The sequence below is a fragment of the Rhodothermaceae bacterium genome (genome assembly GCA_009838195.1).
Classification (GTDB): domain Bacteria; phylum Bacteroidota; class Rhodothermia; order Rhodothermales; family Bin80; genus Bin80.
In genome coordinates this window covers 24,119-47,067 of sequence record VXSC01000008.1, presented here as the reverse complement: position 1 = coordinate 47,067, position 22,949 = coordinate 24,119, and the positions used below count along the sequence as shown (strand labels likewise).

At 49.0% G+C, this 22,949-nt stretch carries 13 protein-coding genes; 8 read left to right on the top strand and 5 right to left on the bottom strand.

Annotated features, from left to right (window positions below):
* Window positions 1–4 precede the first annotated feature (4 nt).
* Window positions 5–4,969, bottom strand: a complete 4,965-nt coding sequence (locus F4Y64_01535; protein ID MXX96280.1) for a DUF1998 domain-containing protein — start codon at window positions 4,967–4,969, stop codon at window positions 5–7.
* Between the two features lie 569 nt (window positions 4,970–5,538).
* On the opposite strand from F4Y64_01535, the gene secD reads away from it, so the two are divergent.
* The 5 genes from secD (at window position 5,539) to F4Y64_01510 (ending at window position 11,425) form a co-directional block, all read left to right on the top strand.
* Window positions 5,539–7,422, top strand: coding sequence for a protein translocase subunit SecD (gene secD, locus F4Y64_01530; protein MXX96279.1), 1,884 nt, complete (start codon window positions 5,539–5,541; stop codon window positions 7,420–7,422).
* A gap of 33 nt (window positions 7,423–7,455) precedes the next feature.
* Window positions 7,456–8,397, top strand: a complete 942-nt coding sequence (gene secF, locus F4Y64_01525) for a protein translocase subunit SecF (GenBank protein MXX96278.1) — start codon at window positions 7,456–7,458, stop codon at window positions 8,395–8,397.
* 15 nt (window positions 8,398–8,412) lie between these two features.
* A complete protein-coding gene (locus tag F4Y64_01520; GenBank protein MXX96277.1) occupies window positions 8,413–8,757 on the top strand; it encodes an STAS domain-containing protein in 345 nt (114 codons plus the stop codon).
* 85 nt (window positions 8,758–8,842) lie between these two features.
* Complete coding sequence (locus F4Y64_01515) at window positions 8,843–10,111, top strand: adenylosuccinate synthase (GenBank protein MXX96276.1); 1,269 nt, start codon at window positions 8,843–8,845, stop codon at window positions 10,109–10,111.
* Window positions 10,112–10,144: 33 nt separating this feature from the next.
* Window positions 10,145–11,425, top strand: a complete 1,281-nt coding sequence (locus F4Y64_01510) for a HAMP domain-containing histidine kinase (protein ID MXX96275.1) — start codon at window positions 10,145–10,147, stop codon at window positions 11,423–11,425.
* A gap of 184 nt (window positions 11,426–11,609) precedes the next feature.
* Here F4Y64_01510 and nqrF read toward each other — a convergent pair whose 3' ends face one another.
* The 3 genes from nqrF to F4Y64_01495 form a co-directional block, all read right to left on the bottom strand.
* The gene (gene nqrF, locus F4Y64_01505) at window positions 11,610–13,901 is read right to left on the bottom strand and encodes an NADH:ubiquinone reductase (Na(+)-transporting) subunit F (protein ID MXX96274.1); all 2,292 of its coding nucleotides are present in this window, start codon (window positions 13,899–13,901) and stop codon (window positions 11,610–11,612) included.
* 295 nt (window positions 13,902–14,196) lie between these two features.
* Window positions 14,197–15,000, bottom strand: a complete 804-nt coding sequence (locus tag F4Y64_01500; protein MXX96273.1) for an SAM-dependent chlorinase/fluorinase — start codon at window positions 14,998–15,000, stop codon at window positions 14,197–14,199.
* 3 nt (window positions 15,001–15,003) lie between these two features.
* On the bottom strand, window positions 15,004–16,998 hold the full coding sequence (locus F4Y64_01495; protein ID MXX96272.1) for a TonB-dependent receptor: 1,995 nt from the start codon (window positions 16,996–16,998) through the stop codon (window positions 15,004–15,006).
* A 218-nt stretch (window positions 16,999–17,216) separates the two neighbouring features.
* Here F4Y64_01495 and tmk point away from each other — a divergent pair, with 218 nt between their 5' ends.
* From tmk to F4Y64_01480, 3 genes are all read left to right on the top strand, one after another.
* Entirely contained in the window at window positions 17,217–17,903 is a 687-nt protein-coding gene (tmk, locus tag F4Y64_01490; GenBank protein MXX96271.1) for a dTMP kinase, read from the top strand.
* 136 nt (window positions 17,904–18,039) lie between these two features.
* Complete coding sequence (locus tag F4Y64_01485) at window positions 18,040–18,756, top strand: hypothetical protein (GenBank protein ID MXX96270.1); 717 nt, start codon at window positions 18,040–18,042, stop codon at window positions 18,754–18,756.
* A 67-nt stretch (window positions 18,757–18,823) separates the two neighbouring features.
* A complete protein-coding gene (locus F4Y64_01480; protein MXX96269.1) occupies window positions 18,824–21,697 on the top strand; it encodes a glycosyl hydrolase in 2,874 nt (957 codons plus the stop codon).
* Here F4Y64_01480 and F4Y64_01475 read toward each other — a convergent pair.
* Complete coding sequence (locus tag F4Y64_01475) at window positions 21,678–22,916, bottom strand: peptidoglycan DD-metalloendopeptidase family protein (GenBank protein MXX96268.1); 1,239 nt, start codon at window positions 22,914–22,916, stop codon at window positions 21,678–21,680. The genes F4Y64_01480 and F4Y64_01475 overlap by 20 nt on opposite strands.
* Window positions 22,917–22,949 lie beyond the last annotated feature (33 nt).

Genomic DNA, 22,949 nt, shown 5'->3' with positions numbered 1-22,949 from the left:
ACAATTATAGTTCGTTTATTTCAAGAAGTGATGGGAGAGTTTTACCGTTTCCATTGATCAGAATTCGGTCAAGGTATTTGTTGTTACAGCAGCAACTTGACTCGGGGATCATCAGACACGCGTGACACGCTGCTCCGTTTAGTTGCTCAAGCTTGCTGTCTTCTGGATTGCAACACACCGGATCAAATGAACACCACTGCGAGGCATCAAACGCTCGTGAAATCAAGCGATAAAATTTTTGTGGTTGAGCCCATTCCGTCAGCCCGCCCAGCGAGCCATGTTTGTCAGAAACAGCGACAAAAATCAGAATCCCCGCCATGGGACGTTCACCATCTTTTACATATATACGCTCTTTGAGAGAGGCAGATGGATAACCACAGTTGCGCTCCAGTTGTCGAATCAGTAGATGAGATAGTGAATGACAAAGTACAAACCGTGGTGTTTTCGACACCTCGTCATTTTCTTTCATAGAGGAATCTATCCGCCCCAATAATTTGTTCAGTTCACGGTCGGTTTGTCGAGCTATTCGGACCTTTTCCTCCCAAACCTGCAGCAAAGGCTCGCTCAATGTAAAGAATATTCCTTCACCATATAATTCATCTGCGGGGAGCCAATCAGAAGTACCAAAAACATCGGGGGGTACCAAACTGGGTCTTCCTTTCATGTTGCTACCCCTAGATTGATCTCTAAAGGCATCACGCCTGAACCCTAAAAACACAGAAACCATTCGTAGACGTTCAACTGCAGCTAAGCTGTTAACCAACGACACGATTTCAGGAGGCAAATGATCACCACTCCGTTCTTTCCATTCTAGGGTATGATGTGTCGTGACAAGATCTTCGTCCTCCCGTTGGTCCGGAATGGGATTTGAAAGTGCATCATATTCAAGTTGCATCAGATGATCCGCGCCCACTTGTTCATCATAGAGAGGATAACCACGTTCAATCTCCGCTAATGCATCTCTGATCTCTTTGGGACCGCATCCATATTTTGTTGCAATACGTTTTATCACGCTTTTACGCTGAAAGTCTGTTTGATCTTGGTTAATTTTCCGTTGATCATCGCTATTTCTATACAGAAGATCAACGATACTACCTCGTCTAATGCGTGATTCAGGTGGTATTACTAGGGATCTGTGTTTCTCTTCTTGGTACATTCGGGAGTCACCGATATACATGACTTCTGCCATACTATCGGCAATGAATTCCTCCGCAGGCTCGCGGACCCAGGGCTGTTGCCACGTTTTCCTCCCAAACTGGGCTATATCTTGCCAACCCGTGCGATTACATTTCGTGCACTGGACTAGGTATTTAGGTTCCTGAATCAGTTTGAGATAGGCCCGATCATTGGTGCGGGGGCAATCTTTTGACTTTTTCCCATGTGCCATATAGTGCCAGTCCACATCAGCTAAAAAGCCTTGCCGATGTACGAGAACCCAATGAACCTGTCTCGTGATTCCATCGCAGCTTTCGTCGGGGCATTTATTTGCAACGGTCAGGGAGTAATAACTAAGCAGTCCACACTTAATACAATATGACCACCGTGGAAATTTTTCTGCCGGGATACAATTAGTGAACTTGTCATCTCTCTTTATTGGGACCGGCGGCCTGATAAGTCTACGGTTACTGATATTTGGGTGCTTGCTGATCTGAGTAACATACTTCAGTTCTTGGTCAGGCAGTAAATCTTGAGGCCAAAGGGTGATGTCTTTCACAACCGAGTTAAAACTCTCTGTATTTTCTCCCATAGGGACTATGGAGCCGACTCCTGATGAACCCAGCAAGTTCGAGAATCGCACGTCTACCGTATGAGGCCCATAATTTAATTTTGCCGACTCTTCCACATTTCGCATGGAATTCAATGTATCCCATACTCCTTTGACAGACAACTCAGCACTCTTAAGCAGGCGGTCAGCATCATTCCGGTCATCCCTTACATAGTAGCACAGTTCTCGGCGTCTTTTCTTGCACTCTTCAGCTTTATCACACCAGGTTTGATAAAGCCGTTTGAGATGCTCATCCACTTGAGTTTGTGTCACCGGGTCTAGACATGCGTTCGTGAACCGATTGCTTAATTGGGTTAAGATCTGTCTTTCTTCCTCCTCTTGTTCCCCGATTTTAAGTGCACCAGCATTTCCAATCAAATGATTACACAGGTACCTAAGTGTGGTGACCAAAGCTGCATGAAGGGCTCGCTTCCGTGCCTGATAGGTGAAGGGGGTGATGCTGGAAGTCTCGACAAACCGATGGAATGACTCGTGGAATGGTCGAAAATTTTCGTAATGCGCAAGACTTCGGGCTTGTGTACGATAGTAATTGACGATCACTAAACCGGGCACTTCGGCCCGTCCGATACGGCCCGTAACCTGAATGTATTCCCCTGCCGATTGCGGTTGTCCATTGACCACCATCAGGGCCAACCGCGAAACATCAAGTCCCACAGAAATCATATTGGTTGCAAATACCACGTCAAGGCATTTCGCGTGATTTCGTGGATGTTCTAACTCCTTGAATGTGATGGCACAATCTTCGGCCGATCTGAGACTGGTGAGTTCAGATATGCGAGGCTTCTGGAATCGCTCACGAATCGAATCCAGCGTCTCATGATTCTCGCTTTGAGAGTGATTCTTATTGGCAAACTTCATTCCTGCCTTTCGCACACCACGGAAAGCCTCGTTATGGTAGGTGCGCACATCCCTTAGACTGCGATTAAATACAATCATCGTCCACCACGCCTCTGCCAGATCTGCAAAATTTTGATTTTCCCCAAATAAAACACTTGGTGCCGCCATCAGTGCGGCCATAATCGGGCTGATGCTTTCTTGCCTACTGAGATTTGGTGCTAGATATCCCAGATACTTACGGCCTGGTCGGCTATGATCTGTAGTAGCAAAATACATGTCGTCACAAGAGAGCCCTGGCGGTGGGAAAACCTCAATGTCGCGCCCATATAGGCTCTGAACCTGCTTGCGGGCTTCGCTGATTGTAGCTGTGGAGGCAATATATTTTGGGCTCACGCCCAGTTCCCTGATGACCGTTTCAATCCCTGCCTCATAAACACCAGCGATTGACCCAAGAGGGCCAGTTACCAAGTGGAGTTCATCCTGAATGATGAGTTCCGGGGACCGCCGCGTATTGCGGCCAAAGAAAGCGTATGGCCCTTCAATCCAAGGAAGTCTGGCAAACTTGTCAATCGTACTAATAAGAAGTGATGGGGGAGCATCATATAAGGCATGATCTACAACTTGGCAGGGAAGTGGGAGTTGTGGCTTGGAATCGCGGCGTCTTCCAAAATCACAATTGGATTCATTTGTGCAGTAAAACCTGAAACTGTCAGGCGTATACACGTACCCGTATTTTGTTAATTCCTCACCACACCAGGGGCAGGAGGTAAGGATAAAGTTGAAACGCTCAGAGTTGCTGCCATCCGCAATGGCTTTCACTTTCTTTTTCGCCTGATCGTATGTGTTTGGGCTCACTGCCGTACCAGCCCAAAATCCTACGCTAAACGGTTCTTCTTCCAGACGATTATCTTTTTGGCGAATCAACTCAAGTGCACAGATCATTCGAGCAGCACGTTCAAACTGCTGCCGGGTCAGCAGTCGCAACGTGTAACGCATGATTGCAACGGTACCACCTCCCATCGTTCCATAATTAAGCCTGCGCCATATAATGAGGATTGCGATGAGTCCAAGGTACGCTTCCGTTTTCCCTCCGCCAGTCGGAAACCATATGAGGTCCATGGTTTCTCGAAAGCTGCTTTTTTCCTGAACAGCAGACTCGAGCACGGTCAGAAGAAAAGCTAACTGAAATGATCTCCATCGGTAATTATTTGTGCTTGGATCCCGTCCCTCAATTCTATCTGCCTGTTGCATCTGATTCAGCATAGTCTGATTTGCCAAGCGAAATGCCTCTGCAACATACTCGTCATCCTCAAGCAGATCTACGCCTTGGTGCATACGCTTTAATGCAACTTCCATACGCTTCACCATGCGTTCCCCTGTTTCTCTCTCCAGTTCATCAGCAAACCCCGAAATAATCTTCCGTTGCTTAACAATCCATTTTTCGTATCCGTCCAAAAAATCCCTCAACGTGGTTAAGAGTGTTGTAATATCCTCATCGCATAAACGCTTCAAATCAAGCGCATCATGGTCTCCTTGCGGATTCGTTGATAGTGCGGGCGTTTCTACCACTGGCATAAACTCTGACCAGATCTTGGTAATACATCTAGGGCTCACATTCCAGTCTACCGCAGCGCCATGCCCGACACCGAATATCTTTCTCTCTTTGTATTGAAGTTCCAGTTCAAGCTCTTCCTCGCTCATCATGGATGGAGCAAGGCGGGGGAGCTCTAAGAGATCTCCCGACTCAACGATGCAACAGAGATGGACTTCAAAAAGGTATAACTCTGCCTTATCGGAATGCCTCAAGCTTTCTGGACCCCTTTTGAGATTTGATAGCGCCAATGTACAGAGGATTCCATTCGTTTGTAGGCGTGGTTCCAATACAATGCTTGCTCGATTCTCCCAAATTGCTTGTTTGATTGTGCCACTAGGCTTATCAATCGTGATTTCAAACGGTTGCAACTCTATACGATTATAGGACTGCTTAACAAATCTCCCAGACTCATCCCTTTCCCCTCGGCTTTTATAACGGCTTGCAGATACTGTAATAGAAAGCTGTGCATCACGGCTCACAAAGAAAGTAAACCCAACACTGGATGGAGCCGTATAGTAGCGTCTATATGAAAGAGCTTCATCTATATCATTCTCTGCATTTGAAGGGCCATCCGGGTGAATAGCTTTTAGGTCATCAATGCGAGGGTTTGAAGTGGACTCAGTCGGACTGAGCACACCCACAGGATAAAGTTTTAGTGGGTTTTCGTTTACAACAGCGTCTTCGGTTGCGGGGCCGATCATTTGTTCACGCAGCCATGCAACCAAGCGGTTTCGTGCCTCAACGTAATCCATAGAGAGCGTATACCCAGATGTTAAGGGGCACAATCGGCAGTGATACGGCGGGGTATATTAGTATAGTAGTTGAACCTGATTAGCATTTCAAGATGTAATAAACAGCCGAGTTATTTTCTGGGTGCAATGATTACCATATTTCAATACACATCATAAGAAAATTTTGCAATTCTCTCAGGAAAATACACAAAGAAACGTAACGGTCAGTGCGCAACGGGACATGACACCGAGATGCGGCAAAAAACCCGAACAAGTTTGTTGCCAAGTAACATTAAAACCGAAAAGCTGTCTATAATGCCTCCAGAGGCAGTTATCGTCTCAATTCAGGGAGTTTCGCACGAAGCGGCGGTTGGGTCATCTGATGCTCTTGGGTAGAAACCGGATTAGTTCCTGGCAGATCACGAACTGCAAGGACAGGTACAATCGATCACTGTGACTGCACCAATTTTTTCAATATTCGCAGTGCTCTGATGAAATTGGGCACCTTTTTGGGTAGATTAGCGTTCCACGGGGCTGTGAAATAGGCACCGCGCGATTTGCGGTGCATTTTAATTTAGTCAAAGGCATACATGCAAGGTAACGGATTCAAGGTAGGTGCAGTTGTTTTCTTTCTAGCACTTTCGGCCTGGTACTTATTCCCATCATTCCAGGGACTTTCCCTGAACAACCGATTGGAGGGGATGGCTCTGGAAGAGAGAGTTGAGTATGAGCGCGATAATTATTCCAGGATTGAGTCAATCAAGGAAAAATCTCTCAATCTCGGGTTAGATCTCCAGGGAGGGATGCATGTCACCATGGAAGTTGGACTCAGGGAATTACTCGTTCAGTTGGCGGGAGAGCGCAGGGATGACATGTTTGATCAGGTTCTTGTGGCAGCAGATGTGCGCACCGAAGCAGAAGGCATCTCGCTGATTGATGCGTTTGTGGAGGAGTTTGAAAGTCGTGATCCCGACGCGAGCCTATCGCGCTACTTTCGTAGTGAAGAGATCACCCGACGTTCCAGTAATGCAGAAGTGACCGATTATTTGAATACGCAGGCATTGGAGGCGATCGAGCGTGCCATGCAGGTCATTCGTAACCGTGTCGACCGGTATGGAGTCACAGAACCCTCTATTCAGACGCAGGGCAGCCGAAGGATTGTGGTTGAATTGCCAGGCATAGATGATCCTGAGCGTGTGCGCCGCCTGCTCAAGGGGACGGCAAGGTTGGAATTTCGGCTTATGGCGGATCCGGGTGAGTTGAATTCGTCCTTGCAACGGATCATCAGTTACTATGAAGTAGATGTAGCAGCTGAGGCAGATTCCGTAGAAACTCCTGCAGAAGAGGACACCTCCGAGGAAGCAGATACGTCCTTTGATGTCAGTCAGTTACTCGCGGAAACGGAAGGCTTGGACGATGTGGGGAATCCGCTTTTGGATGTTCTGATTCCAGCTGGTCAAGGTTCTGTAGTCTTCGGTGAAGTATCGGTGCAGGATACCGCTATCTTCAATTCGTTGATGGCAGATCCAGAAGTACAGGCAATGCTTCCACGCGATATCGAGCTGCTTTATGATGCAAACCCCAGTGGCACAGGAGGGGCAGAGTATTATCCGGTATTGGCAGTCAATGTAAATGCCGAATTGACGGGAGATGTAATTACAGACGCTAGAGCCGATTTTGACCAGACCACAAACCAACCGCTCGTTGATATGGAAATGAACTCCGAAGGAGCTCGAGTATGGTCTCGTATTACCGGTGCCAATGTAGGTAAGAACGTAGCTATCGTTCTTGACCGTGTCGTGTACTCGTACCCAACGGTCATTGGCCAGATCAGTGGCGGACGATCCCAAATTACAGGGTTGGCTTCACAGGAGGAATCCGATGATATAGTCACAGTACTCAAGAGTGGAGCACTTCCCGCACCTGTGGAGATTGTTGAAGAGCGGACGGTGGGCCCAAGCTTGGGCATTGTCGCTCGAAGATCTGGCTTCACGTCGCTTCTGTTTGGTCTCTCTATCGTGGCCCTGTTTATGATTATCTATTATCGGGGAGGGGGGATGGTTGCTGACCTCGCATTGATTATCAACATCATCTTTATCCTGGGCATTCTAGCGGGATTCAACGCGACGTTAACCTTACCTGGTATTGCGGGGATCGTTCTTACGATTGGTATGGCAGTTGATGCAAATGTGTTGATCTTTGAGCGTGTACGTGAAGAGCAATCTACCGGGAAAACACTGAAAGCGTCCATTGACGGTGGTTATGGCAAAGCGCTCAGCGCGATTGTGGATGCCAATATTACGACCTTTTTCGTAGGCATCATTCTCTATTCATTCGGGGTTGGTCCGATTCAGGGTTTTGCGGTGACTCTGATGGCAGGCATTTTGGCGTCGCTCTTTAGTGCGATTGTGTTTACCCGCATCATCTTTGATTACGTAGTGATTGGCCGCCGTGGAGTTGTTGGCTTCGGCTGATCAGCGCAGTACAATCGAACCGAGATATCCGTTATGCGCATTTTTGAGAATACGAATTATAATTTAGTTGGAAGCAGGAAAAGGGGCTATATACTCAGTGGCATTCTCATTCTTCTCAGCATTGGAGCAATCCTTACCCGTGGATTGGAGGTTGGGATAGATTTCAGAGGGGGGATGGAGTTTGTCGTTGAAAGTGATGAGGTGCTGGAAGTAACCCAAGTACGTGCTGCCTTAACATCGGTGCTCGAAACTTCCCCTGAGGTCAAAACCTACAGTGATGTGGGAGCGGGCGGACAAGATGCACTTCTGATCCGAACCGCATCTGAAGGAGAGACGACAGAAGTCCAGTTACTGATCATCCAAGGCATTTCAGATGTATTTCCAGATAGCAATCCGAGAGTCATCAAGACCGATATTGTGGGTCCCCGATTTGCTGAAGATTTGAAGCGGGGTTCATTTTATGCAGTGTTGGGGTCGCTTTTGGTAATTTTCCTTTATGTGATGCTTCGCTTTGAGTGGAGATTCGGACTCGGGGCTGTTGCGGCCCTTTTCCATGATGTCTTGATTACACTGGGGGTATTCTCGCTACTCCAGGGGATTATGCCTTTTTCTATGCAGATTGATCAGGCAATCATAGCAGCCTTTCTTACGATTGTAGGTTACTCTTTAAATGATACCGTAGTTATCTTTGATCGTATTCGTGAGTACACGAACCTGTTTAAGACAGAGCCATACAAAACCGTTGTCAATCGATCGGTGAATACGACGCTAAGTCGTACCTTTGTTACTTCAGGAACGACCTTGCTAGTTGTTGCAACGTTGTTTATGTTTGGGGGGGAGGTTTTGCGTGGTTTTTCATTTGCACTTATCATAGGTATCATTATCGGGACATATTCGTCCGTTTTCGTAGCCACTCCTGTAGTGGTTGAATTGTATCATCGGTCTGGTTTGGCCAAGAAAGCCGGCCGCCGCTAATCCTTTGCAAGAAGCATGAGTTTTTCAGTCGATGAAGTTTATAATGCAGCAGTCATCACTCTCAGAGGGAATGTTATGGGAGGCCCAATGGGAGCAAAGCTCCAGGACACGCTCGGTAGCCTGAAAGAACAGGGCAAATTAAATGTGGTTGTGGATTTGGCCAAAGTCAAATTCATGAATTCAAGTGGTCTTGGGATGCTGATCAGTGCCATGACCACGATGCGAAATGCTGGCGGTGACGTACGTCTCGCGAACCCGGCTGCGAAAATCAGATCCCTGCTTGTAGTAACCAAGTTGATTACGGTGTTCGAACACTTTGACTCGGTTCAGGAAGCAGCGGAGAGCTATCAGACTTCCTAAACCACAACCTTCCTACATATCTCCATAGCAGTTCGTATGTCCAAGGACTGTTCAATGCGGGGATGTGTCCTGTAATGATTCCCGGATGGCAGTAACGGTTGTGGTAGGTAGTCAGTGGGGTGACGAGGGAAAGGGGAAAGTTGTAGACCTGCTCGCATCCCAGTTTGATATCGTTGCACGCTATCAGGGCGGTGCCAATGCCGGACATACGATAAAGTGGGGCGACAGGGAGCATGTTCTCCATCTCCTGCCGAGTGGTGTGTTTGCACCCGGTGTACATTGCCTTATCGGTAATGGGGTAGTCATTGATCCGAAGGCGTTGGTTTCCGAGATTCAGAATGTTCAGGAGTTGGGATATGATTTAAAGGGACGGTTGTGGATTTCTGGAAATGCACACTGTATTTTGCCGTATCACCAAGCGCTAGAAAACATTCGGTCTGCAGATCGAATTGGGACAACGAAACGAGGGATTGGGCCGGCGTATACGGATAAAGTCGCGCGGACAGGGATTCGGATTGCGGAGTTGGTTGATGTAGACGTGTTTTCGAAGCGCGTGCGGGCCGAAGTGGAACGAAAGAATCTGATTCTTCGCGGCAGCTACGGTGAACGAGGCCTGGACGCAGAAGAGATTATTGCAGAATATTCAGATTGCGCACGTACCCTTGCAGAGTACGTTACAGATACTGCTCATTTTCTGCATGAAGCGCTTGATCATGGGAAGAAGATCCTCGCCGAAGGGGCGCAGGGATGTCTTCTGGACATTGATTTTGGTACCTATCCTTACGTAACCTCCAGTACACCAACTGCCGGTGGTGTCTGTACCGGCCTCGGAGTGCCCCCTACTGCTATCACTCGAACCATCGGAATCAGCAAAGCATATTGTACACGGGTAGGTCATGGTCCATTTCCAACCGAATTAACCGATACCACCGGGGCATATCTTCAGAATGCCGGCGGCGAATTTGGTGCGACAACCGGCAGACCACGCAGATGTGGATGGCTGGATTTGGTTGCACTTCGCTACAGCTGTCGGCTTAATGGATTTGCAGAACTGGCCCTCACGAAATTGGATGTTTTGTCTGGCCTGGAAAATGTAAAGGTGTGTGTTGAATACGAGCAGGGGGGCGTGACGGATTCTCGTTTCATCAACGATGCCCGGCTTCTAGATACGGTTAGCCCCCAGTACGAAGTGATGCAGGGTTGGGAGGAGGATATACGTGGGTGTCGTGATTTTAATGAATTGCCGGGTACAGCAAAGGACCTAATTAATCGGATACAATCCTTTACGGGTATACCTGTTACGATGATTTCGACGGGCCCAAAGCGTTCTCAGACGATTCAAATGGGCTGCTGACGAGCCCTCTTTCACTTGCAGATCACTTAGTCCATGTTTGCCTTTATCGCGAAGCGTAAGCTCAAGCTTTTGCTCAGCGTGTTTGCTATGTGCATTGCACTGGCATCACTCCTGTATACCAGTAACCTCGTTCGGCACTTAAAAGAGCGCGAGCGTACGAGCGTCACGATATGGGCTGCTGCAATTGAACAGGTTGCACTTGCGGCAACACAAAACCCTTATGAAGCCGATTTTCGTGTTATTGCCGACAAGTTGGATCCAAATGATCCGATGACTCAGCAACATCGGGCGGCGTTAGCATGGGCAAGCAGGTTACCTCCGGGGGATCACAATGACTTCATTTTTGATATTATTTCCGACCCTCCTGATGTGCCGGCGGCAATTGTTGATGAGGTGGGGAACCCGATTACGTGGCAGCATCTTGGTATTCCAGAGGACAGTGAGCTAACGCCGGAGGATTCCCTTGAGGTTATGCAGCGCATCGCCCGAATGGATCGAAATTTTGACCCGATTATGATGGATCTTGCCCCGGGATTAATTCAGAGAGTGCATTATGGGGAAAGCTCCATCATTCGGGATTTGCGAATTTACCCCTACTTGCAGCTCACATTTGTGGCATTGTTTATAGCGTTTGGCTATCTCGGCTTTTCGTATGCCCGCAGGAGTGAACAAAGTAACCTATGGGTCGGAATGGCTCGTGAAGCCGCCCATCAGTTGGGAACGCCAATCTCAAGCCTGATGGGCTGGATTGAGGTGATGCGTATGAATCCCGAAGCAGATCACGACACCCTGAAAGAAGTGGATGCAGATGTTCAACGTCTTGGCCTAGTTGCAAATCGGTTCAATGACATTGGCTCGGTACCGAAGCTTGAAGTTCAGGCGCTGGCGCCAGTTGTAGACGCAACAGCGAACTATATTCGTAGGCGATTTCCTCGTCGTGGTATGGCACTTACCGTGGATGTTCCGGAAGAATTACAGGCTCCAATCAATGCGGAATTATTTGCCTGGGTGGTTGAAAATTTGCTCAAGAATGCGATGGATGCCATTGAAAATGAGAAGGGACGAATTCAAATCAATTCGGGTAAGGAGAAAGACCGTGTCTATATTGATGTGAGTGATAATGGCAAGGGAATTGACCGTGGAGACTGGTCAACTATCTTCAAGCCGGGGTACAGTACAAAGACGCGGGGATGGGGCCTAGGACTTAGCTTAGCCAAACGTATTGTTGTGGATTACCACGGTGGTATGCTGACGTTGACGCACTCGGTTGTTGGTCAAGGCTCAACGTTTCGGATTCTGCTTCCGCAGTCGTAACACGAGTGATTTTCCACAATCCCTATCCCAGGACGCCCACTGAAACGAGCCGAAGTCGAAAACAAAGCTCTTTCTGACAGGCACCTGCTATTCTTATTGAAGGATCTAGGCAGTCCCTAGAATCTAAAGCTTCCGAATCCAAGCCTCGACTCATTCACGCTACACCCATGGTATGTAGCAATGCTTAGAATTCGTCGTAGGCTATCTGGTGAGCGTCCACACCTAGATCTCTCAGCATTCTGTTGCATGCCTTGATCATCATCGGCGGGCCACAGAGATAGTACTCAACGGAGGTTGGCGAAGGATGGTCTTTCAGGTATTGCGCAAAAACCACCTCATGGATAAAACCTATATGACCACTCCAATTATCTTCTTCGAGCGGTGAAGACAAGGCGAGATGGAAGCTGAAATTTGAATGCTCGGATGCAAGTCGCTCGAAGTAATCCGAATAGTAGATCTCTTGTTTCGAGCGCGCGCCATACCAGTAACTGACCCGGCGCCTAGTCTGTTCGGTTTCAAACAGGTGATTGAGGTGTGCACGTAGGGGGCCCATGCCAGCACCGCCGCCGATGTATACCATCTCCTTTTGTGTGGGTTTGATATGGAAATCCCCGAATGGTCCGATGGCAGTGACTTCGTCTCCAGGCTTTAGATTGAACATATAGCTGGAGCCGACGCCCGGAGGACATTCCTGTCCGGGAGGAGGGGTGGCAATGCGCACATTTAGGCGCACGACCTCATCACGGTCAGGGTCTCCGACGAGGGAATAGTTGTTGCGACGACCTTCTTCGGAATTTGCGACGACCAAGTCAAAGACATGTTGGCGCTCCCATACATCCGCATAGGGATTGGGTATATCAAAATCGCTGAAGCATATCTGATCATATACAGGAACATCCAACTGCATGTACTCGCCCGGACGGGCGCCGATACTCTGAGTCTTGTCAATCAGCTCCAATGTAGGCTCCTTAATAAACGTAGAGACATTCCGGTTGCTGACTACCCGGAAACGATACACTTTATGTTCCCGAGTCCCATCACCACCAGGTGTCGAAACATTGAGCCAAAGTCGGCCATTGCGCTCCTCCAGCGGGTACGTGGCAAGTCCTCGACAAACTGGGGCACGGGCCGGGGAGCCATCAGCCAGATTGAAGCGACCATTGTGTTTGGAGCACTCAATGATCTTGCTCTGGACGAGACCATCTGCAAGATGAGTATTGCCGTGCGTACAGACACCATCCGTGGCATAGAGATTGCCTTCATCGTCTCGGTAGAGGGCAAAGGTTTTCTTGGAATAGTCGAAGCGAATGACATCTTCCTTACCCAGGTCCTCCGCCGAGCAAACCTCAAGCCATCCCTCCGTGTCTGGATCAGCGGCGGAGGTAAGTTTGGCCTCTTCGTCTCTTGCTTTGGGCGCCGGAAGACTGCGCTTGATATGGTATGCGGGATCCTGAATCTGCCTGAAGACTGTGGGAATGATCTCCGCGTAAGCGTTTAGTAAGCTCGTGTATGGAGGCGGACAATCATCTCTAACCTCTTCGTGGAGCTTGGGGAGGTTGTAGTACGGAACGAGGGGATACATGTGATGCTCCGTGTGGTAATTCATATTCCAGTAGAGGAAGCGGTTAACCCAATTCATGTAGATCGTTCGGCAATTCAGGCGATGGTCCAACACGTTCTCTGCCATACCAGCATGCTGGGTATAGCCATAGATAACCATGAGCCAGCTGCCAAACAGATTGACGAGGCCGACCATCATTAGAGGCAGAATACTGAATGTGGAGATGGAGAGGCCAACGACTCCAGCATAGATGGCAAAGTAGATTCGTGCGTTGCGGTAGATCTTCGGAAATTCGCTCTCGGGAACGAAGGTCTTCTCAGCAGGAGTCAGTCTGCCAAGGGCGTGGAGCGTAATCGTCTTGAAGTATTTCAAATACACGGAAAGATTGGTAAATCTCAACACGATTGCCTTGACATCAGGGGGACGCGGGACTAGAATTTCTGGGTCACGTCCCACGATGAGTGTATCACTGTGGTGGCGGGTGTGACTCCAGCGCCGTATAACGGATTCGCGCATGACCATGAATGAGGCGATTTCATAAAGCACGTTGTTCATCCAGTCGGTGCGGAATGCCGTTCCGTGGCCTGCTTCATGCCAACGAGAGTCGGAAGCGGATGCAAACAGGACCGCATAGGTCAGATAGAGTATCACTGCCCAGACTGTTCCCCAGAAGACAATAGTTAGCCAGCCACACAGAGCGATGAGGACAAACCAGATGATTGTGTCACGGATGGCTGGCCCATCTCGCCGTTCAAGAAGTTCGCGTAGCCGCGCGCGGGAAACAGGACTCTGATACCAATCGGCTTCGGCCAAGCCTCTCTCTATAGCAGCGGCCGCATTTTCACCCGTTAAACTGTAATCAAGGTGCTTAGGCGGGTGCAGTAACACGGCGGTATCGTGGTCGTGATGGGGCATACCGTTAGGAATTACAGTGAATAACTGAAAAAACTGTGCCCATAGTGACTACGAGAATATCCAACCATCTCTGAATTCCGGTGTCTTTACTGATTGATCGGGCACCGGTTCATGCCCGTGATTTAGACTATCCAAAGGTGGGCATTTTGGATCTCAGAAAATGATCCTGAGTGTAGGTAACACGGGGATCTTCCGCCTATTGCAGAAAAGCAGTCTTTACCGAAACTAACCTGAATCCGCGTGAATGGGTAGGAATCTGGGGGATATTTGAATGTATCCTGATATTGGTTGGGAACTAGGCCACGGAGCTACCGAACACGATATTGATGGGGGTTCCTCTTTGGATGTGAAGGAGGGTTGCAGCACTGCCCTGATTTACGGCAACCTCAAGTAGATCGGTGCTCCCAAACAACATCAAGGCCTCCCCCACAGGCACATCGCTATAGGTCTGATGAACATTGCGGATGATTCCACTTCCGACATAGCCCGTTACCTCTCTTCCCACTGAACGTCTTGCAAAAAGGGTACGGGAAATATTCGTGATACAGTTTCCAAAGTGGTCAACATACACGACCCAGCCTCGAATACCTTCTTCATCATCGATCGGCAATGCCCAGTGAAGCGGCTCTAAGTGCGAAGCAGGGGATCCCAGGTCTTCAAGCGGAACCCCACTCGCCAATCTTGCAGCTGCAGGTGCAAAGAGATCTCTACCGTGAAAGGTAGAAGAGAGCGATTGGTCCTTGTCTACCTTCAGTTCGACCATTTGATCGGGTGTTTCCGTTTCCAGAAGGAGTGCAAACAATCCGTTGTCTGGGCCGACAAAGTAATGGTCATTATGTCTCAATGCGACGGCGCGACGCTCAGATCCAACGCCGGGGTCCACAACAATCAGATGGACAGTTCCTGGATGAAAGTATTGCAGGGACTGCTGCACCACAAACGCCGCCGCCATGACGTCAAAGACTTGAACTTCATGGGTAATATCAACCAGCATCAAGTTCGGGTTGATGCCGAGCATCATGCCCTTCATGGCACCTACATAACCTTCGCGAGTGCCAAAATCTGTCGTCAGAGTCACAATGGGATTATGGCGATCCATGAGTCAGAGACTGATTCCGATACCTCCTTGAATCGAGCGACCCTCGGCCGGCTCAAAGTAGCGTCCCCCAAAGGCATTCACAACCAGCGAACGTACATATTGGCTATCCAGAATGTTTTGAATTCGAACAAAGGGGTGCAGTGTAATTCGCCCTATGTCCCAGTCCGAGTAGGCAAGGTACACATCCAGGACTGTAAAGCCATCAGATTTGGCGGAATTTGCATTGTTCCCCCACATCTCTGATGCAGATTCAAGAACAACCTGTCCACTCCATCCCTTGGAAGTCGAACCGTGTAGCGATAGATGAAATTGATGGGCAGGCACTCCTGGAATTTCCAGACCGTCCCCAGGATCATTAAGGAAGATGAAAGATCCGTAACTGTAGGTTATTTGGGCATGAAGGGGGGAGTCTACAGGCCATTCGAGCGCAAGTTCAGCACCATTATGGCGATTTTTTCCGCCGTTACTGTACCAGGTGCGTCCATCTTCTCCTTGCTGAGGCAGAAGCCGATCATTTATGCGCAAGGAGAAAAGTGCAAAATCCAGTTTTAATTTCAAGTCATCAAGTTGGCCGCGCATGCCGACTTCCATTCCCCTGGTTTGTTGTGGATTAAGATCTGAATTGAATCCACCCATGCCAGATGGGCTATTGATGAGTTCTGTGGTCGTCGGGGTTTCGAAAGCAGTACTCCAGTTGGCATACCACGTTAGGGAGGTAGTACGGTAAGATAGTCCCAGTGATGGGCTCAGTGCAGTGAAGTTTCGGCTACCGCTTTGGTCCCCATTTGTATGTAGATGATCCATCATCTCAAATTGCAGTCGATCAAGTCGTACTCCAGCGGATACCCCAACCCGAGATGAGAGTTGTGTACTCAGGCCCGCAAACACGGCAAGGCTGCCAACGTTTTCCTGTTGGTCAAGGAGAGTACGATTCCCCCGGCGGCCCGCATCATTGTTGAATCGCACGCGATCATCTTGTAATTGTCGTAGATCTATACCGGTAGTGAATCCGACTGCACTTCCGATATCCATCTGGAATTGGGCATACAGACCACCCGCGATACGCTCCAATTCACTCCACGCAAAGGTGAGCGGGTTCTCAAGAGATCTTCGTATTCCATAAGCGGTCGCAGACAAATTCCCCAGACCCATTTGTGTATGCAGTGTCACACCGCCCTGTAGATGGGTGCTGGCTTTACCTACCGCTGTAGTTACATACCTGGGATCTGCCTGTCTCGGGTCAAAGGATAATTGTTCAAGTGTAAGGGAACCAGGAGACAGAACATCCTGGATGGCGGCGTTGAGTGTTACCAAGAGGATTGTTTTGGGGCTGGGGATTGTTCGGGTGCTTAGACCTGCGCGAAAAAAATCCCCCTTGCTATGTGCTCGATATCCGTCTTTTTCCACCAGTGAAGCATAGGCCTGTATCTGATGAGGGCCAAGTTTCAGGCCTGTACTTGCCAGCACATGGTTGAGGCCATAACTCCCCCTCATGTACCTGAGTCGTAGCGGGGAAGAGCTTTGAACATTGACAAGGTGTAAAACCCCTCCACTGGCATTCCCCCAAAAAAGGGAGCTGGGGCCTCTAAGCAGTTCGGAAGATCCAATAAACACTGGATCAACTACATCCAGCATACTTTGACCGTCTGGCATAGTGAGGGGGATCCCGTTCAGAAATGCCTGCAGCCCACGAACTCCAAATGCGGCACGGTATCCCATTCCCCGAATGAGGATACGCTCACCAAGAGCATAATGGCCACGTTCACTGATTTGTATCCCGGGGATCCCTCTCAGTACACGCTGTAGTGATAAACCGGGTTCGGAGGCAACTATGTCATGTTGTTGGATATAAATGCTTCGAGTGGCCGTTGCATATGTTTCCAGTTGCCGTGTCGCCTGGACCGTCATCGTGGGTAAATACACCGTAGAATCTTGTGCCGGGCTCAAATGGACGAGGAATACAAAGCCGCATACAAGGAAGAGAGAATGGATATTCATGACTTGGAGAAGTATCTAGGCAGTGGTGCTTAGAGGTTGCCACTGGGAATATGGGGCACATAGAAGGAATTAAATGAGGCCCTATCAATGGTCAACGTTAATTCTGTAAATTAGAGCATAGAAAATCCACAAGCCCATTCTATTTTGTCGGGTGTGGTGTTTTCTCTCTGCAACTAAATCTCAATGATTCGGTGCCTAATTGCATATGGTCACAAAAGATGCTGATTGCGATTGAGGGAATTGATGGTTCAGGAAAAGGGACGCAGGCGGCCCAACTTCTGGAGCGTACCCGAAAGTTAGGGTATACCTCCGAACTCGTTTCCTTTCCACGCTACAAAGATACCCACTGTTCAAAGATGGTTGCGGCGTACTTGAATGGGAAGTTTGGTACGCTTGAGGAGGTTCCTCCTGTATTTGCAGCAACACTCTTTGCCTTGGATCGTCTCGAGAGCCGTGCTCATATTGAGCGGGCATGTGAGGAGAATGATCTGGTGATTGTGGATCGATATGTAGCATCAAATTTGGCGTATCAAAGCGCCAGGATCACAAACCCGGAACGCGCAACGTTCACAGAATGGCTCTTTAACCTAGAATACGAGATCTATGATCTGCCGAAACCTGATTTGACGTTCTTTCTGGAAGTGCCTGCTCATACCTCCAAGGAATTGGTAGCCCAGAAGGAGACGCGGACATACACGGAAAAGGTTTATGATTTACACGAGCGTGACGTAATCTATCTCTCAAGTGTGAGAGAGGTATATCATGCGCTGATCACTTCACGGATTATAGATCCCTGTCTCATCATAGACTGTCAGGATCGTAATGGCACACTACGCGCGATGGATGATATAGGACAAGAGGTTTGTGATGCAGTGGTTCAGTACAAAAATTCCAACGCAGGATAGTTCGTCAGGTTGACGAGACATTTAGAATACCTATCCATCTCCATTCGCTCCCATAAGATTGAATTCAGTAATAATGAATCTTGATAGGAATCGTAACGTAAAGGCAGTGTAAAGAAGCTTGCTCCAAGGCGACCATATGCGACATTATTCAGCTCAGGCCGTGTGGGTTCGGATTTTTTCTGCAAACCTTTTCATGCTCCTTCTCTTGGGGTGCCAAACGACCTCCGAGGAAGAGGAGGTAGATGCTTCTGAAGTGATGTCGAATTCAGAAGGTATGGAAAGTGTTTTTCCTGAGAAAGTGTACGATACGGAGAATACCGAGTCTATCACGACAGTATTAGGAGAAATTCTTGAAGAGACACTAGGGGAGCCCCCTCACACTCCTGCAATCAGTTATCAGGACTTACAGAAGCTTCTGCCTGAAAGAGTGAATGGGGTTCGACCGACGATCACCGAAGGACAGACACTTTCAATTGGGAGCGGTTTTTCGATGATAAGTGGCGAGTATGAAGATGGAGAACAAGTTGTTACGGTCACGATCATTGATTTGGCGGCATTTGGCAAGCTCGCCGCGGAGGCATTGTCAGACTGGGTTGGTGAGGACATTGATCGTGAGAGTGACCGGGGTTTTGAGCGCACACACATTTTCCAGAACCGATCGAAAGAATATCCTATCTACGAAAAATATCACAATGAACGTGGCCACGAAGTCTGTGAGCTGCATTCATGGGTGGAGGATCGGTTTCTGATCACAATTTCGGGTGACGGAGTTCCGATGTCCGTATGTAAGTCTGCACGAGACAAAATTTCATTCAGGCGATTGGAGAGGTTGGCAGAGTTAACTGCCGATTAGTCAGGGGATATGAATCATAAGCGTAGATCGTCGTAACTTTGGCGCCTACACTTATTCGATTCTTCTGATGCGACGTGGTCTAATTCCCTATTTTTTCCTCCTTTTTGGAGTTCATCTCTCTGTGGCACAGGTGCCGGAGATGCTGTCACCTGTAGAATCAACTCCCGCCGCTGAACGGTTGAGTAGCTTTGAACAACGTCTCCTGGATGCACAGTCTTCGCCCTTGTCCAATGTGGAGTTACAGGGCATCGGGCCAACCGTCATGAGTGGAAGGATCGTAGACATTGATGCCAACCCATTAAATCCCACAGAGATGTACGTGGCGTACGCATCTGGCGGATTATGGCGCAGCAGGACCAACGGACTCTCGTTCGAGCCCTTGTTTGACGAGGAGGCGTCCATGGTGATGGGAGACATTGCGGTTGACTGGGCTCGGGATGAGGTAATCTGGGTCGGGACGGGGGAGAATAACTCGAGTCGCTCCTCCTATGCAGGGACCGGTATATATCGATCCCTGGATCATGGTGAATCCTGGGAGCATATGGGACTCAGTGACACACACAGGATTGGCCGAATTCTCATTCACCCCACAGATTCTCAAACCGTGTGGGTCGCTGCGCTGGGGGCACTGTATTCCTCCAGTCCCCATCGCGGGGTCTATAAGACGAGTGATGGTGGACAAACCTGGACCCAGACGCTGTTTATTTCGGATACAGCCGGCGTGATTGACCTTGTAATCGATCCTTCAACCCCGGATATCTTGTATGCCGTAGGCTGGGAACGCGATCGCCGAGCGTGGAATTTTGTCGAAGGAGGAAGTGGATCGGGGATATGGAAGTCAATTGATGGGGGGACTTCCTGGGAGCGGATGGCAGCAGAGGGATTGCCCAGTGGTGATACGGTTGGACGTATTGGGCTGGCAATTTTCCCTGGTAACCCTCAGATTTTGTATGCCCTCATTGACAATCAGTCTCGCAGGCCAACAGAAGACGAGGACGAAGTCCCCGCCTTGACACGGGAAGCACTGCGCTCAATGACCACTGCGGAGTTTCTGGAATTGGACGAAGAGGCGATTGCAGAATACCTCGAGGAGAATAATTTCGAATTCGACGTTGAGGAGATTCGAACGATGGTGGAAGAGGGATCGCTTGAGCCGGTGCATCTGGTTTGGTACGTTGAAGATGCGAACAGGGAGTTGTTCGATACTCCTGTGGTGGGTGCGGAAGTTTATCGCTCAGAAGATGGAGGACAGTCATGGTCACGGACTCATGAAAACTATCTCGACCGCGTATACAATTCCTATGGCTATTATTTTGGAGAAATCCGTGTTGATCCGAATTACGTTGAGCGCATCTACATTCTAGGTGTTCCACTTTTGACGTCAGGCGATGGTGGTGCCTCTTGGGAGTCCATCGGTGGGCCGAGCGTGCATGTGGATCATCAAGCTCTTTGGATCAATCCATCCAGGCCAGGTCACCTGATCAATGGGAATGATGGGGGTTTGAACATTACCTATGACAATGGTGAATCCTGGTTTAAAGGAAATACACCATCAGTGGGGCAGTTTTATGCGATTGGCGTAGATGATCAAACCCCTTACCATGTTTACGGAGGATTGCAGGATAATGGGGTATGGGGCGGCCCTCATACCTATCAAGAGTCAACCGGCTGGCATGGCAGTGGAAGGTATTCGTATAGGTCATACCTAGGCGGTGATGGCATGCAGGTTGAGGTTGATACTCGTACAAACGACATCATATACACCGGCTCGCAGTTTGGTGCATATCGGCGTATTGAAACAAGTACTGGAACAAGTACATCAGTTCGACCACGTCATCAGTTAGGAGAGCGTCCTCTCAGATATAACTGGCAGACTCCGATTCATTTGTCTCGCCATAATCAGGATGTCCTCTACTATGGTTCCAATAAACTTCATCGCTCTTTTAACCGCGGAGATGACTGGGAAACACTCTCCGATGATTTGACACGCGGAGGCCGCCGCGGAGATGTTCCTTACGGTACACTAACCACCATAGATGAGTCGCCACTCAGATTTGGGCTACTCTACGTCGGTTCAGATGATGGACTGGTACATGTATCAAAGGATGGGGGATATACGTGGAAAGATATCACGGCAGAAGACTGGGGGGAGTTATGGGTGAGCCGTGTCGAAGCATCAAATCATGAACTTGGCCGGGTCTATGTGACGCTCAATGGATACAGGTGGGATCATTTTGCTCCGTATGTTTACCGATCCGATGATTTTGGAGAGACTTGGGAGGCCCTGGACACCAGTTTACCGACGGAGCCAGTTAATGTTATACTTGAAGATCCAGTCAATTCCGCCTTGCTGTATGTGGGTACAGATCATGGTTTATATGTGTCCACAAACGGAGGAGACTCCTTTACGGCAATGCAGAATGGGCTTCCACATGTGCCTGTTCATGATCTGAAACTGCAAGCACGTCGAAACCATCTGCTCGTGGGGACACATGGCCGATCCATTTATCGTGCAGATATCGCCCCACTCCAGGCCCTGACCCCTGAAGTCATCGCGAGTCCATTAGTGGCATTTGAGCCGGAGGAACAGATTTATAATTCAAACTGGGGGAATCGTTTTGTCTGGTGGGGAGACTATTTTGAACCGGAACTCCAGATTGCTTACTGGTCTGGATCTATGGGGCAGGCGACAGTAGATATAACAGATGGAGAGGGAGCGGTAGTCCGTACTCTGGTGGAAGAAGCGGAGCAGGGATTGAACTTCCTTGTGTACGATCTATCTGTGGATCAGGTAACGGTACCAGTGGGAGAAGATGAAGAAAGCTTGGAGGCGGCGGACAATGGCGTGTACTATATGCTTCCTGGACAATATCAGGTTCGTTTCCAACTCGGAGACGAGGAAGATACCGTTACACTCCGGGTTAGGGAACGACGGCGCTAGCCGCTGCTGTGGTACTCGGGGGCGTTAGCTGTGGCTTCAATTCGCTGATGATTTGAGTGAACTGCGGCAGCAGTAATTCGGACAGTGGTTCGGAGGGAGGCATTTCTACCCTCATGGCATCCACCTGCCGACCATTTTCCCAAAAGCGATAACAGACATGGGGGCCTGTGGCTATGCCGGTACTGCCGACATAGCCAATCAACTGGCCTTGCTCCACTCGTACTCCTGGACGAATCCCATTTGCGATTCTGGACATATGCAGATAGCCCGTGCTATAAACATCGTTATGGCGGATTCTCACATAGTTCCCATTTCCGCCCGTGTACGATGCATGGGTTACGGAGCCGTCTGCAGTTGCAACGATCGGGGTTCCTGTAGGAGCGGCAAAGTCAGTACCCAGATGGGGTTTATAACGCTTTTGGACCGGGTGGAAACGACTCAGACTGTATCGAGAGGATATGCGTGTGTATTCTATGGGAGCTCGCAAGAACGGTCGTTTCAGTGCATGTCCGGTTTCATCATAGAAACCACTGACACTGTCAGAAGGAAAATAGAAGGCAAAGAATTCTTTCCCGTCATGATTCATGCGGGCTCCCTCAATGTCGGTTTCAATGGATTGCCCATTCACGATGTGATCTTCATACACAATCGAAAAGTCATCTCCGGGTTGCAGGTGAAAGAAGCTGATTTGCCAAGCGAATATTTCGCTCAATTTCATAGCGAGTTCTCCGGGGAGTTCTGCATCCGTCACTGCCTGATAAAGTGAAGACTCGATAGTACCCGATGCAGTACGCGAAATCTTAGATACTGGGAAAACCCCTTCGTGAACCAGTACAGAGTCACGTAAATCAAACACCAGGAAGCGCTCAACACTGGGTTGGTAGACAATAAACGAAGTGGTCCCCTTGATCGAATCGGTATAAGCATACAGGGGGTTGCCTCTTTGAATTTTCCGAAGATCCACGAATGATGCAGCTTTCTGGGAAGCAAGATGAATTTTGTCCTGAGATATGCCCCATTCGGACATAATTGATCCCAAAGATTCCCCTCGCTTGACTTCGGAAGTATGCTCTATTAGCCCGGTCTCAGCCAGATCAAACTGATTCCGTTTTACTTCGGCGGATGCGGACAATCCCGTCTCAGTTTCCGGGGTAATCGGTAGTTGGAATATAGCCAATATGCCAAGGCATATATAGAAGCGTTTCATGTTTTCCCACATCCAATGCTAAGGTCAAGTTCGCTTTCTTGCTAT

Coding starts and splice junctions, on each gene's coding strand:
- F4Y64_01535 (MXX96280.1), bottom strand. CDS start 4,969: ATGGATTACGTTGAGGCACGAAACCGCTTGGTTGCATGGCTGCGTGAA.
- secD (MXX96279.1), top strand. CDS start 5,539: ATGCAAGGTAACGGATTCAAGGTAGGTGCAGTTGTTTTCTTTCTAGCA.
- secF (MXX96278.1), top strand. CDS start 7,456: ATGCGCATTTTTGAGAATACGAATTATAATTTAGTTGGAAGCAGGAAA.
- F4Y64_01520 (MXX96277.1), top strand. CDS start 8,413: ATGAGTTTTTCAGTCGATGAAGTTTATAATGCAGCAGTCATCACTCTC.
- F4Y64_01515 (MXX96276.1), top strand. CDS start 8,843: ATGGCAGTAACGGTTGTGGTAGGTAGTCAGTGGGGTGACGAGGGAAAG.
- F4Y64_01510 (MXX96275.1), top strand. CDS start 10,145: ATGTTTGCCTTTATCGCGAAGCGTAAGCTCAAGCTTTTGCTCAGCGTG.
- nqrF (MXX96274.1), bottom strand. CDS start 13,901: ATGCCCCATCACGACCACGATACCGCCGTGTTACTGCACCCGCCTAAG.
- F4Y64_01500 (MXX96273.1), bottom strand. CDS start 15,000: ATGGATCGCCATAATCCCATTGTGACTCTGACGACAGATTTTGGCACT.
- F4Y64_01495 (MXX96272.1), bottom strand. CDS start 16,998: ATGAATATCCATTCTCTCTTCCTTGTATGCGGCTTTGTATTCCTCGTC.
- tmk (MXX96271.1), top strand. CDS start 17,217: ATGCTGATTGCGATTGAGGGAATTGATGGTTCAGGAAAAGGGACGCAG.
- F4Y64_01485 (MXX96270.1), top strand. CDS start 18,040: ATGCGACATTATTCAGCTCAGGCCGTGTGGGTTCGGATTTTTTCTGCA.
- F4Y64_01480 (MXX96269.1), top strand. CDS start 18,824: ATGCGACGTGGTCTAATTCCCTATTTTTTCCTCCTTTTTGGAGTTCAT.
- F4Y64_01475 (MXX96268.1), bottom strand. CDS start 22,916: ATGTGGGAAAACATGAAACGCTTCTATATATGCCTTGGCATATTGGCT.